Annotated in this window: 14 protein-coding genes; 9 read left to right on the top strand and 5 right to left on the bottom strand. The window is 41.5% G+C overall.

All coding sequences use genetic code 11. The annotated features are described in order from the left end of the window. The first annotated feature begins 10 nt into the window (after nt 1-10). From QOL44_RS09975 to QOL44_RS09965, 3 genes are all read left to right on the top strand, one after another. Nucleotides 11-1,717 carry a molybdopterin-dependent oxidoreductase gene (locus tag QOL44_RS09975; RefSeq protein WP_009058246.1) on the top strand — a complete coding sequence of 569 codons (1,707 nt, stop codon included), beginning with the start codon at nt 11-13 and terminating at the stop codon, nt 1,715-1,717. Between the two features lie 16 nt (nt 1,718-1,733). Then, a complete protein-coding gene (locus QOL44_RS09970; RefSeq protein ID WP_009058247.1) occupies nt 1,734-2,861 on the top strand; it encodes a complex I subunit 1/NuoH family protein in 1,128 nt (375 codons plus the stop codon). A 146-nt stretch (nt 2,862-3,007) separates the two neighbouring features. Beyond that, nucleotides 3,008-4,825 (top strand): diflavin oxidoreductase, encoded by a 1,818-nt coding sequence (locus tag QOL44_RS09965; RefSeq protein WP_009058248.1) that lies wholly within the window; start codon nt 3,008-3,010, stop codon nt 4,823-4,825. Between the two features lie 196 nt (nt 4,826-5,021). Here QOL44_RS09965 and QOL44_RS09960 read toward each other — a convergent pair whose 3' ends face one another. Then, entirely contained in the window at nt 5,022-5,858 is an 837-nt protein-coding gene (locus QOL44_RS09960) for a L,D-transpeptidase family protein (protein WP_009058250.1), read from the bottom strand. 131 nt (nt 5,859-5,989) lie between these two features. On the opposite strand from QOL44_RS09960, the gene QOL44_RS09955 reads away from it, so the two are divergent. Beyond that, complete coding sequence (locus tag QOL44_RS09955; RefSeq protein ID WP_009058251.1) at nt 5,990-7,327, top strand: hypothetical protein; 1,338 nt, start codon at nt 5,990-5,992, stop codon at nt 7,325-7,327. Nucleotides 7,328-7,354: 27 nt separating this feature from the next. Here QOL44_RS09955 and QOL44_RS09950 read toward each other — a convergent pair whose 3' ends face one another. Next, entirely contained in the window at nt 7,355-8,095 is a 741-nt protein-coding gene (locus QOL44_RS09950; protein WP_009058252.1) for a hypothetical protein, read from the bottom strand. A gap of 158 nt (nt 8,096-8,253) precedes the next feature. Here QOL44_RS09950 and miaA point away from each other — a divergent pair, with 158 nt between their 5' ends. The 4 genes from miaA to QOL44_RS09930 all read left to right on the top strand — a co-directional run bounded on the left by miaA (nt 8,254) and on the right by QOL44_RS09930 (nt 12,322). Next, nucleotides 8,254-9,189: a tRNA (adenosine(37)-N6)-dimethylallyltransferase MiaA gene (gene miaA, locus QOL44_RS09945; protein ID WP_009058253.1), complete on the top strand. Its 936-nt coding sequence runs from the start codon at nt 8,254-8,256 to the stop codon at nt 9,187-9,189. A gap of 62 nt (nt 9,190-9,251) precedes the next feature. Beyond that, nucleotides 9,252-10,577, top strand: coding sequence for a GTPase HflX (gene hflX / locus QOL44_RS09940; protein WP_009058254.1), 1,326 nt, complete (start codon nt 9,252-9,254; stop codon nt 10,575-10,577). Nucleotides 10,578-10,655: 78 nt separating this feature from the next. Then, nucleotides 10,656-11,453: an acyl-ACP--UDP-N-acetylglucosamine O-acyltransferase gene (gene lpxA, locus QOL44_RS09935; RefSeq protein WP_009058256.1), complete on the top strand. Its 798-nt coding sequence runs from the start codon at nt 10,656-10,658 to the stop codon at nt 11,451-11,453. Nucleotides 11,454-12,079: 626 nt separating this feature from the next. Then, on the top strand, nt 12,080-12,322 hold the full coding sequence (locus tag QOL44_RS09930) for a hypothetical protein (protein WP_045086478.1): 243 nt from the start codon (nt 12,080-12,082) through the stop codon (nt 12,320-12,322). Nucleotides 12,323-12,640: 318 nt separating this feature from the next. Here the strand turns inward: QOL44_RS09930 and QOL44_RS09925 are convergent, their stop codons facing one another. Next, nucleotides 12,641-12,970, bottom strand: a complete 330-nt coding sequence (locus QOL44_RS09925) for a hypothetical protein (RefSeq protein WP_166791611.1) — start codon at nt 12,968-12,970, stop codon at nt 12,641-12,643. Between the two features lie 6 nt (nt 12,971-12,976). Here QOL44_RS09925 and QOL44_RS09920 point away from each other — a divergent pair, with 6 nt between their 5' ends. Beyond that, a complete protein-coding gene (locus QOL44_RS09920; RefSeq protein ID WP_166791612.1) occupies nt 12,977-13,396 on the top strand; it encodes a hypothetical protein in 420 nt (139 codons plus the stop codon). 297 nt (nt 13,397-13,693) lie between these two features. On the opposite strand, the gene QOL44_RS09915 is transcribed toward QOL44_RS09920, so the two are convergent. Next, the gene (locus tag QOL44_RS09915; protein ID WP_009058263.1) at nt 13,694-14,233 is read right to left on the bottom strand and encodes an adenine phosphoribosyltransferase; all 540 of its coding nucleotides are present in this window, start codon (nt 14,231-14,233) and stop codon (nt 13,694-13,696) included. A 30-nt stretch (nt 14,234-14,263) separates the two neighbouring features. Further along, entirely contained in the window at nt 14,264-15,124 is an 861-nt protein-coding gene (locus tag QOL44_RS09910) for a sigma-70 family RNA polymerase sigma factor (RefSeq protein ID WP_009058264.1), read from the bottom strand. Between the last annotated feature and the right edge of the window lie 74 nt (nt 15,125-15,198).

The raw sequence follows: 15,198 nt of genomic DNA, 5'->3' as shown, positions 1-15,198 counted from the left end.
TGTATCGGATATGAGTGCTTTAATCAAAAATCCTTTTAATCATGACTTGCCCCCCTTAGAGACTCCTCTTGTAAATGTTCAGCTCGATGGACAATGGGTTAAAGTCCCCAAAGGGTTAAATGTTATTGAAGTGGCTAAACGATTTGGCAAGTTTATTCCTCACTATTGCTATCATCCTAAACTTTCCATTGCGGGCAACTGTCGAATGTGCCTTTTCGAAATGGGCATGCCGAAGCTAGATGCAAATCGGAAGCCTGTTGTTGATGCTGAAGGAATGCCTGTGATTAATTGGTTGCCTAGGCCGCAGATTGCCTGTGCCACTCAAGCCACGGAAGGAATGGCTATTAGGACCAACTCGAAACTCGTTAAAGATTGCCAAGAGGGAGTGATGGAATTTCTTCTTATCAATCATCCCTTAGACTGTCCCATATGCGATCAGGCAGGAGAATGTCGGTTGCAGGAATATGCATATGATTTTGGGAAGGGAAGGAGTCGGTTTGTAGAAGAAAAAGTAAAGAAACCCAAGCGGGTTGACTTTGGGCCAAGGATTATTCTTGATGATGAAAGATGCATTTTGTGTTCTAGATGTATTCGTTTTGCAAGAGAGATTGCCAAGCAAGATGTGATAGGATTTGTGAATCGTGGCAGCTATTCTACATTAACAGTTTATCCAGGGAAGGTCTTTGATAGTAATTATTCACTGAATACGGTGGATATATGTCCTGTAGGTGCTTTGACGAGTAAGGATTTTCGTTTCAAAATGAGAGTTTGGTTTCTGAGGGAAGCTAAAAGTATCTGTACGGATTGCGCTACGGGATGCAATATTATCATAAGCAGTAGAGAAAACATTGTCTACCGGCTGACACCACGGGTAAATGAGGAAGTAAACTCTCATTGGATGTGTGACCAAGGAAGACTTGGCTTCCATTATATTCATAGCAAAAAAAGAGTGACTGAGCCTGCTTCTCATCTGAATGGATCGTTGTTTCCTCTTGAATGGCCAGAGGCCTTACGCACTGTTGCTCAAAAGCTTATGGAATTTTCTCCCTCAGAAATCGCTTTTCTGGTCTCTGCAAGGCTTACTTGTGAAGAACTTTACCTTGTAAAGAAGCTCATGGAGACATTAGGAAAGGGGACAGAAATATTTTCAGAATTTGTTCAAAGAAAAGGCGTTGCGGATGGACTCCTTAGAAGTGCTGATCTCAATCCTAATACTAAAGGAGCTATAGGTATTGGCATTGGAAAGGAAGGGACGAGGATTGAAGAATTAAAAAATAAGATTCGAGCTAAAGAAATCAAATGTCTTTTTGCTATTCATGAAAATCCGGAAGAAGTTGGCATTCAGGAGGATATTCTTTCTTCCCTTTCTTTTTATGTTTGGCAAGGGCTGATTCCGGGGCCTGCAGTGCATAAGGCAAATGTTCTATTGGCAGGAGCAAGTTTTGCTGAAAAAAGCGGAACGATGATCAATATTGCCGGTAGACTACAGAAACTGCATAAAGCTATTCTTTGCCCAGGAAGAGCTAGAGAGGATTGGAGAATTTTACGAGATCTGCTCCTTTTGGTTGGAATGAAGGGGAGGGTCTTTGAAAAAATTAGTGATGTTTTTGATGTCATGTCCAAAGAAATCGACTTATTTGAAAGCATTTCTTGGAATACAGTAGGAGATTTAGGGATAGATCTGAGTCAAAAGTTAAAAAACCGATCAATTCTATAAGAAAGAGAGTTTAGTAATGGATGGTTCTTTGACTGTTTTTATTATTAGCACATTGATTAAGATTGCCGTCGTTGTTGGGGTTCTTTTAGGCATTGTTGCTTATACTGTTTTAGCCGAAAGGAAAATATGCGCTGCCATTCAAGATAGAGTGGGACCAAACCGCGTAGGACTTCCTTTTCTCAAAGGACGATTTTGGGGATTAGGCCAACCAATTGCCGATGCCTTTAAACTTATGCTTAAGGAACAATTTGTTCCTGGAGTTGTAAAAAGGTTTTATTACACCCTCGCTCCTTTTTTTGTCATTGTCCCTCCTTTATTAATCATTGGTCTTATCCCCTTTGCATCGGTAGATCCGGTGACGATCTCTTCTTTGAAGATCGTTGTACCTCAGCCTGGAGTCATTATCAATGCAGGAGCTGGCGTCTTATGGGCATTTGCTATTAGTTCTTTGAGTGTTTATGGGATTGTCCTTGCTGGATGGGCTTCCAATTCAAAATATGCTTTCCTTGGAGGCATACGATCTACTGCCCAGATGATTTCCTATGAAGTAGCACTAGGGTTTTCCGTCATACCTGTATTTCTTCTGACAGGAAGTTTGAATTTTTCGGATATCGTTAAATTTCAGATAGAACACGGTTGGTTGATGATTCCTTTTTTTGCGCAACATTTGGATTGGAAACTCTTTGCAATGTGGCCCTTTCTTTTTATCTCTTTTCTGATCTTTTTGGTAGCTTTGTTTGCTGAGACGAATCGAGCGCCATTTGATTTACCTGAAAGTGAACAGGAGCTAGTGGCTGGATATAATACAGAATATGGAGGGATGAAATTCGGTATGTTCTTTTTGGGGGAATATGCTGCAATGGTGGCGGCAAGTGCTTTGATTATTACACTATTTTTTGGTGGCTGGAGTCTGCCTTTTGGGTTATTGACAAAGGGAATGAGTATTGGTGCGCTGTTAATTCAGGCGTTGGTGTTTTTATTAAAAATTCTTGTATTTTTGTTCCTATTTATTTGGATTCGATGGACTCTTCCTCGCTTCCGGTATGATCAACTCATGAACCTGGGGTGGAAGATTTTTCTTCCTCTTTCTATGGTTAATATTGGTTCTGTTGCTATGCTTTTGGCTCTGTTTAAAACTCTTTGAAGCCAATTGTCTCTATCCCTCGCAGGCTTCCAAACCAAAATATTTTAAAAAGAAATTTAAAAAAATGGTTTTTTTTCTTGAATTATACTTGGAATATAGAAACTTTTTGGTTTCGGTTTTTTGTAATAAGTAGTTTCAAAACATAAATGGAGGGTTCCTTAGAATTGGTACCAAAAGAGAACATACAAAAGCTTCCTGAGACTGCTCCACTATCCTTGGTAGAGAAAGCATGGATTAGCGGTTTCTTAGCTGGCATAATGGAATATGCCGAGGCTGGAAGACCCTTTCCTTCTATTCCCAAATGGGCACCAATTTCCCCAATAGCGCGACAATGGGCAGAAGAATTCATCTTTAATTTACTCTCTTTTCCTCAAGCAGAGCGACAAAAGGAAGGAGTGTCTTCTGGGGCTAATCATTTAACCATCAAAATATTTTTTGGGAGTCAAACGGGCAACGCCGAAGAGCTGGCAAAGCGAATGGGGCGGAAGTTGCAGTCTGTAAAGTTTCCCGTATCGGTCATCGATCTAGCTGATTTCAAAAGCGTTGATTTAACTAAAGAATCCTATGCTATTTTCTTTATAAGTACTTTTGGGGAAGGGGAACCTCCAGATAACGCGAGAGAATTTTGGGAGTATTTGTCTTCTTCAGAGGCTCCTAGATTAGAAAATCTTCAATATGCTCTTTTGGCATTGGGAGATTCTGCTTATCCAGATTTTTGTCAAGCTGGGAAAAATGTGGATAAAAGATTGGAAGAGCTTGGAGCCAAAAGGATCTACCCAAGGATTGATTGTGATGTAGATTATGAAGAGTCGGCTTCCAAATGGATAGATAGTGTTTTGGAAATTTTGCCACGTTCTTTACAGATTTCAGATCAGAGTGAGCAGGCTCTTAGCGTGGAAATAAAGGGGGAAGGTCAAAAAGTGAGTGTTCCTTTGACCTCCAAAAAAGTTTTAGTTCCACAACCCCCTTTTAATAAACAAAATCCTTTTCCTTCGAGAGTGTTAGAAAACAGGCGATTAACATTGATGGGTTCTGAGAAAGAGACGCGGCATCTGGAGTTGTCTTTGGAAGGCTCTGATTTGAGTTATCTTCCAGGAGATGCCGTGGGCGTTTTCCCAACGAATTGGCCAGTGCTTGTTCAGGAAATCATCGAAACCTTAGGGTATACGGGAGAAGAGATTGTTCCCACGCCAAGTGGAGAAAATGTTCCATTGCGAGAAGCGTTATATCGGCATTACGAAATCAATTCTATCCTTGATGACTTTCCAAAGAAGGGGATTGGAGCTCTTGAACTTGTTAAAAATCTAAGATCCCTTTCTCCCCGATATTATTCTATTGCCTGCAGTCCAAAGCTGTATGAAATGGAAGTTCACCTTACGGTGGTAGTGGTGAGGTATATTCAGCATGGACGGTGGAGAAGGGGGATTTGTTCTAATTTTCTGGCTGAAGCCTCCCCCAAGGTCCCCATTCCTATCTTTATTCGTTCTAATCCCAATTTTCGTATTCCCTCTGATCCAGACGCTCCTATGATTATGATAGGACCAGGAACAGGGATTGCTCCTTTTAGGGCTTTTCTTCAGGAGAGGATGGCTATAGAGGCGAAAGGGAAAAATTGGCTTTTCTTTGGAGAACAACATCGTTCCACAGATTTCTTTTATCAGGAGGAACTGGAAGATTTTTTAAAGAAGGGTGTATTGACTCGGCTCGATACTGCTTTTTCACGCGATCAGTCTTATAAAATTTATGTTCAGCATCGGATGTTAGAGAATGCGCAAGACTTTTGGGGTTGGTTGCAGGAGGGGGCCTACGTGTATGTATGCGGTGATGCCCATAGGATGGCAAAAGATGTTGATGCAGCTATTCATAGGATTTGTGAGACGGCGGGAGGGCTTTCCAAAGAAAAAGCTCAAGAATATGTCCAAAATCTTCGCTCTACCAAACGATACTTGCGTGACGTCTATTGATGATATTCCAGTGGCATTCTGGCAGGATCATGACAGATAATAAAAATAAAATTAGAGTTTCTCTCATCCAGGAAGGCATGAGTATCAACTTTCTAATCACCACTTACCAATCAGTAAGAATAAATAAGAGCGGTTCTTTGGAAATAGGTAGGGAAAATATTCAAAGTATTAGTTGTAAAGACTTTTGTAAATCAGCTCAAGGTTTGTTTTGATTCACAATTAGGAAAGCCTCTGGATAGGCTTGATACAAAGGGGGGAGGTCCCACGGGATTTGAAGCCTAGTATAATCAGGAATAGAGAGGATTACAATTTTAGGCTTGGCGTTATAGGATATCCATCGAATTAATTCGATTAATCTTTCCTTTTCCATTGCGACACAACCAGAAGTAGGGGTATGTTCTCCATATCTTTCGTGGAGGAAAACAGCACTTCCAAAGCCTGGGATAGCATCTGGATAGTTATGTTCTATAAAGACCATCCATTCCAAATGTGGATCTTCGATGCGAAGGCGTTGCTTTTCAAACCATATTGGAGGAGAAGAAGCTTCAGAAATAGTGACAAGATGGTTATAATGAGATAAGGTGGGATCTTCGATCCAAGCATCTAGAGGGCTTTTTTTATGGTATAAAGGCCAGCTGGCCCCTAAAGGTAGCTCTTCAGCAACGCCCATGATTAATCCCAAATTAAAAATACCAGCTGGTGTCTTCCCATCTCCCTCTTTTTTTTGTTCTCCTACCTGTGCGTCGTGCAATCCTCTACCCCAGGACAAACCATTTTTGCCAATAAGAATGGGAATAAAATCCGACTCAGGGGTCCATTGTCCTCCATCTCCGATTCTTTCAAAAAATCTCATATACCCTTCACAAGAGGTTGGAGTAGGTACGACAACAGTAATTTTTTGTTGTTTAGGAAATTTTTTGGGAAACATTCTCTCGATCTTATCTATAAAATACAAAAGAAAAAGAGAAAAAAGGACAAGTAAAAGGCATATAAAAAGACTTACGAAAAGGGTTTTGTTAGGACGAGCAGTCATCGTTGATCCAGAGTAGTTCAACTTTTTTTGACAAAAGGGAAAATTGACTATCTAGCCATATTTATAGCTCTCTATTGACCTTTTGAACTTATAATCTTAATTTTCTATAAATACTAAATAAGGATGTCTATATGTTAACAAAAATTGGGAGTGTGCTTGGGGGAATAGTTGTTCTTTTGATGTCATACTTTTCCTTCTCTCAAGCCTATCATGAGCACCAATTACAAAAAGCAAAAAAAGAATTTAGTGCTGCTTTTTCTTCTGGTTTGTCAACTTTACCTTCTGACTCAGAGCAACAAGGAAGGATGAGTCAAGTCCAAGGACTTCTTGCGGATCCTTCGCACGCTAGCGAAGCGACCATTATGCAGTTGCAAATGGCTGCTGCAAATTCCAGAAACTATGCTCAATCCATAAGAAGAACCATCGAGCAAATAAAATCCAAACAAAATGAAATTGCTTCTCGTTTGCATATCAATCCAGATGATCTGATTACCGTTCCTCAAGCTTTGAAACTGGAACAACTTGCAAGCAGTGCAGATGGAGCAGACCAGTTTGCTCAGTTTGTAGAAGCTCAAATTCCAATGGTTCAAAAGGCAATTAGTCAGGGAAGAAGAGGAGAAAATTCTAATAAAGAAGAAAGCAATAGATCTGATAATAATGCTTCGAATCCATCTACTTTCAGAGGATATACGGGAGCTGTCGGCTCTTCCTATTATCCTCCCCCCTATTATCCTTATTGGTATCCTCCCTATTGGGCTTATTCTCCTTGGTTTTTAGGTCCTTATTGGTGGGCTCCACTATGGTATCCGTGGGTAGGCTGGGGGTGGGGTGCTGGGATTGGATTAGGATTTTGGGGAGGGGGTTGGGGATTAGGAATTGGAATAGGTTATCCTTTTATCCCTGGAATTTCTCTTGGATTCTTCTTTGGAAGGCCCTGGTGGGGAATGCCCTGGTATTCTGTTAGTTCGTTTAACAGGACGACTATTGTTAATAACAATACGATTATTAATCGGAATATGTTCAACACAACAAGGAATTTTGGAACTTGGGGAACTCATTCTTTTAATGGAATGTCCCCTCTAAGTCATAACAATTGGTCAAGGAATTTTTCTGCTCAATCTTATGGGGCTTCCCCTCATACTTTTACTCAAAGGGCGATTAACCCTAGAAGTTCTTTACTGGGACATGGAGGCGGAACATCTTTTAATTCTCCAGCCGTTCATTCATCTCCCTCTTCCATGGCTAATGCTAGACTTGGGGGATCTCAGTTCCATCAGGGGCTTCCCACTAGAAACTGGGCTTCACCCGCTATGAGAGGATATGGTCATGCTCCTTTTTATGGGGGAGCACGTTTTCATGGGTATCCTGGGGGTAGAGGAGTTCCTGGCGGCTTCCATGGTGGTGGACCTCATGGAGGTGGGTTTCATGGCGGGGGTGGATTCCACGGGGGTGGTGGATTCCATAGATAGTGGAAAAATACTTTCCCTTAGAACTCATTAGAGAGAGAGGGTTTCTCTTCGTTTAGGAGTAGAACCTTGTTTTGTATCAGACATTGAAAATCCAATCCAAATAGACCATTTTTCCTTTTCTTTGTCGTTTTTTAGAGAAGAGTTTTTCTTTTCAAATCGGTTCTTTTGATCTTCTGTTTTTATCACACTGTTGTTTTCTTTTAGGAGGGTTCGACCCAGTTCCATACATGCCTTCAGAATATGTTTTGTCAAAGGAGAAAAAAGAGCTGCTTTTACAAAATCCTCTTTTGATGAAGAACTTTTCAATTGCTTTTTTGATTGGGCTTTCTTTTTAGCTTCGGAAATCGTAGCTTTTGCTTTTTCTGAAGTAGCAGAGATTTTCTGTTTCGAATCTGGCTCTTGAAATCTTTCCTTGGATGTTTTATGGGACGAGCGGTTAAGATCTTTGTGAGTGGTTGCTTCTGTCTCTTTAGTGGAAAGGTTTTTATCTATTGCCTGAGATTTTTCTTTCTCTGTATCACAAGCATAAGTTTTTTTGGATAAGTCTTGGATACGAAAAGAATCGTAAAGTTCTTTGGCCCAACTAAAAAGATTCGATACTGTCTCGTAAAGAGAGCGGGCGCCAGTGATAATTTCTTTCCAATTGAGGAAATCTTGATCTAGAAGTATTGTTTTTTTGTTGTTCCAAAAGGGATGGAACTGGGCATTTAGATGGTAATTTCCACTCTCTGTGGCGGTAAGTTTTACAGAAAAATGTTTGTAATCCATAAGTTTTTTTTCCTTTTTTCGTCTAAGAATAAGAAGTGGGTTGAAAAATAGAACAGCCTCATTTTTTTAGTAACGATACGAGGGAATAGAGAGAGAAAGATCTGGGTGAACATTGATTTGAAATGATGAATTTAGATTTTTCAAAGAACTGCCTTCCTATGGCCTTGGAACAGGCACCAATTTTTTTTTTGGTTGGTGCGACATCAACTGGGAAAACAGCAATCGCTCATAGGATTGCTGAAGCAACGGGGGTGTCCCTTTTGTCTATTGATTCAATGCAAGTCTATAAGAAACTTGACATAGGAACAGCAAAACCTTCTCTACATGAGAGAATTCGGTATAGGTATGGGGGTATAGATCTTGTAGATTGGAAAGAGTCTTTTAATGTCTTTCTTTTTATCCAATGGGCTAAAGAGTATTTATCCAAAGAACTGCAACAAAATCGGGCTATCTTAGTAGTTGGCGGCTGTGGTCTTTATTTCCGGGCGATGACTAGGGGACTTTGTGCGGCACCTGCAGCGGATGCTCTGTTGAGAAAGTCATTAGAAAAATTAGATAGGAAAAAACTAATAGAGCTTTTAATACAGATCGATCCTTTAGCCGCATCTGCTATCGACTGTTCCAATCCAAGGAGAGTGATTCGAGCCATAGAAGTTAAAAAATGTAGTGGCATCTCTATTATTGAATGGCAAAAAAAAACAACCTTTCCGTTGGTGGTTCCTGCATTAGCCTTTTGGATTGATCGTCCTAAGCCAGAATTAGAAATACGCTTAAGGAATAGAATCCAAAGTATGTTTGAAGCGGGATGGGAAAAGGAAACATGCATGCTACTTGAAGAAGGGGGTATTGGGGCAATCGAAAGTTGCCAGGCCATTGGTTATAGGCAAATTGGCCAGTATTTGCTGCAAAAAGAAAAAAATAAAGTAAAATTGATGGAGGATATATTAAAAGAGCATTGTGCCTATGGAAAAAGACAAAAAACTTGGTTCAAAAGGGAAAATTCTTTAAGTTACTGTTTGTTGAAAAATGAACAGGAAGAGTGTTCATTTATTAAAAGTTATATTGAAAAAATAAATTTTTTTATTCGTAAATAAATAAAAAGGTTAATTTTGTCTTATAGGAGGAAGAGAAAAAAGAGATTTTTGAGCTAGCGAGCATGATATCTTTAGTCGAGGAGGAGAAAAAAGAAATAGGTATCCTTGTCGGATTAGATAAAGGAGAGAAGAATTTTGAAGAAGCTTTTGAAGAGTTGGAAGAATTAGCCATTTCGGCGGGTGGATGTATTATTGAAAGAATTGTCCAGCGGCTCTCTTCTCCAACAGCTCCTTTTTATATTGGGAAAGGGAAAGCAAAAGAGATTGCTGAAATTTGTAAAGAAAAAAAGGTTTCTTTTGTTCTTTTTAATGACGATCTATCTCCTATTCAATGCCGTAATTTGAGTTCTCTTTTCGGTTGTAAGGTGCTGGATCGAACCCAACTTATTTTAGATATCTTTGCACAGAGAGCAAAGACACGGGAAGGTAAACTCCAAATTGAACTTGCCCAACTTCTCTATCTGCTTCCTAGGCTAACACGGTTGTGGACACATCTCTCTCGACAGACTGGAGGAATTGGGACGCGAGGTCCTGGAGAAACTCAACTTGAGGTTGATCGCCGGCGTATCCAGGAAAAAATTCATAGATTAAAAAAAGAGCTCGAGGAGGTAAAGAAAACTCGATTTATCCAACGAAGTTGCCGACAAAAGTCTTCATGGCCAACGGCTTGTCTTGTTGGATACACTAATGCGGGGAAATCCACCCTTTTTAATCTTCTAACCAATTCGAAAGTCCTTGTTGAAAATAAGCTTTTTGCTACCCTCGATCCGACCATTAGACTGTTTGAAGCCTCAGGCGGTCAAAAAATATTTCTGTCTGATACGGTTGGTTTCATTCAAAAGTTACCTTTTCATTTAGTTGAATCTTTTAAGGCAACCTTAGAAGAAGTCAAAGAGGCCGATTTGTTAATTCATCTGGTAGATATTTCCCATCCTTTATCTGAAAATCAGATTGAAGAAGTTAATAAAGTTTTGGAACAGCTTGGAGCCTTAGACAAACCAACAATTCTGGTCTGGAATAAAATCGATTTAGTGAAGTCCAATGGACTCATTAAAAGAAGAATCCAAGAATATCCAGGTAGTGTACCTATTTCTGCGGCAACGGGAGAGGGATGTGAAAAGCTTTTGCTTAAAATTGAGCAGTGGTTGAAAACAAAGCGTCGATATCTCTCTTTAAAGTTGCCTGTCGATAGGATGGACATGGTTGCTAAATTTCATCAGGTGGGCTTTGGAGTCGAGACCGATTATCAGCCTGAAGGGATTTTAGTTAATGGATGGATTCCCCTTTCTTTTGTTTCTTCCTTCGAACCATTTAATCTTTTATCCAATGGCCATGAAGCTAATGATCATGAGGGACATGAAAATGGCAATATGAAAAGGATACAATAAGAAAAAAAACTCATTTTAATATATTTTTTCTTCTTTTTAAGATTGCCCTAGGAGCGAGCAAGGGGAGAAAATTTTTATATGATACATCCAACGGCAATTGTTAGTTCCAAGGCTGAAATTGGGAAAGATGTTTCTATTGGTCCATGGGCTATTGTGGAAGCGGGCTGTTCTATTGGTGATGGTTCTGAAATTCGGGCCCATGCAGTAATAACAGGGAATAGTCAGATTGGAAAAAGAAATCAGATTGGTTTTGGCGCTGTCATCGGGGCTGAGCCTCAGGACGTGTCGTTTAAAGGAGGATTTTCTTCGGTTATTATTGGGGATGATAATATCATTCGAGAATATGTGACTATCCATCGTGGTTCGGCCGAATCGTCTGTTACAAAAATTGGTAATCATTGTTTTCTCATGGCTGGAAGCCATGTAGCACATAACTGTTTGGTGGAAGATCAGGTTGTTTTAGTCAATAACGTTCTCCTTGCTGGCTATGTTCATGTTGAAAAAAGAGCGTTTTTAGGTGGAGCAGCGGTTATACATCAACACGTTAGAATAGGGGAGCTTACGATGATTCGTGGTCAGACCCGGATTGGGAAAGATCTTCCTCCTTATTTTATGGCTGTCGATACGAACGAAGTTTCAGGTATTAATAGAGTAGGATTGAAAAGGGCAGGGATTACGGAAGAAATAAGAAGAAAAATCGAAGAGGCTTACAAGATTCTTTACTTTAGCGGATATAATGTTTCCCAGGCCCTGGAGAAAATTGAAAAAGTTTCGAAGTGTAATGAAATTCAAAAACTTGTGGACTTTATTCGGAAGACAAAAAGAGGAATTTGCATGGCTAGGAAAAAAAACAAGGAAGACCTTCCAGAAGAATAAAGCAAGAAGAGGCATTTAAAGGACAGAAAGAACCGGTTCTTTTGATATGGTGCCTATAAGAGAAAAGCAGCCAAAAAACTGCAATATATCTAATAGTTAGAAAGACTAAAGAGTAATGAATAATTATTGGTTTTGCCATGCCAATCCAGTTATAAACAGGCATGGCGAACTTATATGCGCTGAAGAAGTTTGATCTGCTGATCGGTCGGAGTATCAATAGGCAGTAGCGAAAGGCGTCGGGAAGGGGAGGTGTCGGCCAAACGGACTCCGACACATCGGTGATACTCACGAGGACTAACTGTAGATGATTGGATAAAAAGCAACGAGAGCGCCGCACAGGGCGTATACAAAAGTCTCCAGAGCCGGGCAAAAGGAGGATCTAAAGAATCAGCGGAAAACGCTAGAAAGGTTATGTTTGGCTTAGGGTAAAACGGTGGCCGAACGGCTGGGGTATTGAAAGCTGCGGACTAAACTACAAGAGAAAGAATTTCCTCATGTCTGATGGAAATGGAGGAATGGGGAGAGATCTCCGATGGTCATGGTGGCTCTCAAGGACCTGCTAGTCTGGTTCGGTTTCGAGTGGTCCCTAGAAGTTTTGCTTATCTCATGGAACCAATATCCCCGTCATGAACGCCGACTCTCTCTCTGTAGGAAGAGGTGCTCAAAGAACTCTTTTCAATCATTCCCTGCTTTCCCAACTCCCCTTTCTTTACGGTTTGCGCAAATACAAAAGAAAAGACCAGAGGCCAAGGTGGGGAAAGCCGATGAGGCCGGAAAAGACGATGTGGCGAACGATCCCTAGAGGAGAGCCTGCCGCTCAACCGGAAGAAGCACAAGCTTCTTACGGATCTCTTGCCTTCGCTACGTAGCTGAGAAGGAGCGTTTTCTTATCTATTTCTCCGGCTTGAACCGCTTAACAGAAACCTCTAGCGAACGCGGAGAGCGGGACCAGCTAGTGGCAGAAGACTCCTCCAGTCCGAACGTCTTGTAGGATCAGATGTGGAAACAGGCGCTCAAGGATGCTTACGAAACGGATGAGAAGTGGTGGTTCGCCTCCTCGGCAGCGATCGGTCTGAAGATCCGCCGCATGGAAGGATGGATGGGAACTGAGAAGCGATTTGCTTTTTGGACGCAGCGTTCTGCCAGACGATGCGCCTTGCTCTGAACGAGAGGCGTACGGAGATCCATTATTCATAGGCAGTGAAGATCCCGAAGCGGTAGGCGATGCTGGCGGCAGCGACGCCGGTCTTTCCGAAGTCCTTACCGACAATCATGGGAAGCAGTATGGGAAAGGCTTCGGCGAGCTGCTCGTCCGGTTGTCTTGCATCCACAAGGAGAAGGGGGAGAAGCGGGGCAGCTTTTATGCTATCCGGCGGAACGCCAAGGACTTGTCCAAGGCCAAGCGGATCCGCAGGAATAACCTGGACAACAAAAAGTGCCGAAAGCTGATGCGCGAGGCGCAGGTGGAAATAGAGCGGTAACTGAACATGAGCCTGCGCCGGTTTCTCGTATTGCAAAAGCCCTTGGCGATCGCACCAGAGATCCTCGACTTTCGGGGTCTTTCTCCAAGCAAGGAGCTTTCTCGGCATATCATCCAGATGCAGACAGGGATGCTTCGGGATCGAATCGAATCGCTGGCGCCTGCGGGAGGTTCCCCTCAAGAAAAGGTCAACCCGGCCTATAACCCTCTGACTTTGTTCGAAGTGCGGCTATGTCCATCCAAAGAACCGATCCGGAGACAGGTTTGCGTACCTGCATTGCGGGTACGAGAGCCGTGCGGATTGGGTTGGCGCATACCACCTCAAGGAAAGGATCGGAGATTGGGAGAATATTGTCGTGGTCGCCGCGAAACCGGCTGGATGCGATTCTTTTGGAGAGGTTTTCCTGCAGGAACGGGAAAGCGCACGATTGGGAACCCGACGAGATGGGCTGTTCCGGGATGACAGACTCCAGCCATCGGATAACCACAGCGGGTAGACGCGAAACGGGAGTAATTGCCATCGCGACTTGTTGGAGCGCCGGTGGACCCTCCGCCTCAGGTTCGTCAATACCACGCCGCTTTTCCGGAGAACGAAACGGAATTGGTAATCTCGAGTCATTTCGGTCCAAAACCAGAACGAAAAGAACGAACTCGAATCAGGCGTAATCAAGACCCAAGAATGTTTTTAGGAACAGAGATGGGTTTCAATTTTTTTAAAAGAGGGAGAATACCCATCCCCTTTAGCAATAGGGGAGTATCACTAGAACTGAAGAATAGAATAACAAGGAAATGGGAAAAGCTTTTCTCTCCCTTTTAAATCACACAGCTCAGCAAGAAATCCTAATTCCATTAGATTCCCACCACACTTTTCGATAAGCAAAGCTGCAGTAAGCGCTGTATTACCAGTTGCCAACACATCATCTATAATTAAGATACTTTCTCCCTTGGTTATGGCGTCTTGATGTATTGTTAAAATTTCTTCCCCATATTCGCTTTTATAAGGCAATTCATAAGTTTTATAGGGTAATTTTCCCTTTTTTCGGATGGGAATAATCCCAACTCCCAAAGAATGAGCCAAAGCTCCTGCAAAAATAAATCCTCGGGCATCGATTGCAGCAATTTTATCAATTTTTTTCTTTTGATAACGAGAAATAAAGATTGTCATTATCAATCTAAAGAATTGTCCCTCACCGATTGCAGGGGTTATATCTTTGAATTGTACTCCCTGACGGGGAAAATTGGGGATATTTCGAATTTTTTCCTTAAGCCTTTCGATAGAGCTACTTAAAACATAGGTCATGTGAAAAAGAGTATTTTCCCTTTATTTCTACTATTTTTTTAAGGATTGTTTATTCGTAAGACGGTTTTTCCCTTTTTCTTGTTTTTCTAGCTCTTTTCGAATTTTTCGTAAAGCAATATTTTGGAGTTGACGAATTCTTTCCCTAGTTACATGAAATTCTTTTCCGATCTCTTCCAAAGTCATTTGTTCATTGCCTTCTAGCCCAAATCTAAGACTTAATATTTTTCTTTCCCTTTCATCGAGCTTAGGCAGCAATTCGAGAATAGTATTCTTAAGATTTTGGTCAAGAACAGATTGGTCGGGACTCGTTGCTGATTCATCCTTAACTAGTTCTCCCAAGGATGTACCATCCTCTTCTTCTCCTACCGTGGCATCGAGAGAAGCGGGTCTGATAGCAATCGTCCTTAACTCAGCAACTTTGGTTGTAGACATGCCAAGTTCCTCAGCTAATTCTTCATCTGTTGGATCCCTTCCAAGAACTTCCGACAGCTGCATGGCTACCCTTCTCATCTTAGCGATTTTATCAACAAGATGGACTGGAAGGCGAATTGTTTTACTTTGATTGGCTAGAGCCCGTTTGATGGACTGCTTGATCCACCATGCAGCATAAGTGCTCAGCTTCCCTCCCTTTGAGGGGTCGAAGCGATCGACCGCTTTCATTAGTCCAATGTTGCCTTCGGAAATAAGGTCTGGTAGAGGCAACCCACTATTGGCATAGTCATGTGCTATCTTCACGACCAACCGGAGGTTGGCCTGAATCATTTGCCGTCTTGCCTCTTGATCCCCTTGTTGTATTCTTTTAGCCAATTCCACTTCTTTTTCTTTTGTCAGTAGTGGAATCTGGCTTATTTCCCTTAAATAAAGTTTGAGAGCAGAATCGTTGTTATCCATTGCTTAATATTGATACGCTTAGAATTAGTGAAAAGTTGAGAAAGTAAATAAGAAATTATTGAAAATAACTTCCG

The organism is Candidatus Methylacidiphilum fumarolicum, assembly GCF_949774925.1.
GTDB lineage: Bacteria > Verrucomicrobiota > Verrucomicrobiia > Methylacidiphilales > Methylacidiphilaceae > Methylacidiphilum > Methylacidiphilum fumarolicum.
The sequence above is the reverse complement of the archived record's forward strand: the minus strand, read 5'-3'. Positions and strand labels throughout refer to the sequence as shown.

Coding starts and splice junctions, on each gene's coding strand:
- QOL44_RS09975 (WP_009058246.1), top strand. CDS start 11: ATGAGTGCTTTAATCAAAAATCCTTTTAATCATGACTTGCCCCCCTTA.
- QOL44_RS09970 (WP_009058247.1), top strand. CDS start 1,734: ATGGATGGTTCTTTGACTGTTTTTATTATTAGCACATTGATTAAGATT.
- QOL44_RS09965 (WP_009058248.1), top strand. CDS start 3,008: ATGGAGGGTTCCTTAGAATTGGTACCAAAAGAGAACATACAAAAGCTT.
- QOL44_RS09960 (WP_009058250.1), bottom strand. CDS start 5,858: ATGACTGCTCGTCCTAACAAAACCCTTTTCGTAAGTCTTTTTATATGC.
- QOL44_RS09955 (WP_009058251.1), top strand. CDS start 5,990: ATGTTAACAAAAATTGGGAGTGTGCTTGGGGGAATAGTTGTTCTTTTG.
- QOL44_RS09950 (WP_009058252.1), bottom strand. CDS start 8,095: ATGGATTACAAACATTTTTCTGTAAAACTTACCGCCACAGAGAGTGGA.
- miaA (WP_009058253.1), top strand. CDS start 8,254: ATGGCCTTGGAACAGGCACCAATTTTTTTTTTGGTTGGTGCGACATCA.
- hflX (WP_009058254.1), top strand. CDS start 9,252: ATGATATCTTTAGTCGAGGAGGAGAAAAAAGAAATAGGTATCCTTGTC.
- lpxA (WP_009058256.1), top strand. CDS start 10,656: ATGATACATCCAACGGCAATTGTTAGTTCCAAGGCTGAAATTGGGAAA.
- QOL44_RS09930 (WP_045086478.1), top strand. CDS start 12,080: ATGAACGCCGACTCTCTCTCTGTAGGAAGAGGTGCTCAAAGAACTCTT.
- QOL44_RS09915 (WP_009058263.1), bottom strand. CDS start 14,233: ATGACCTATGTTTTAAGTAGCTCTATCGAAAGGCTTAAGGAAAAAATT.
- QOL44_RS09910 (WP_009058264.1), bottom strand. CDS start 15,124: ATGGATAACAACGATTCTGCTCTCAAACTTTATTTAAGGGAAATAAGC.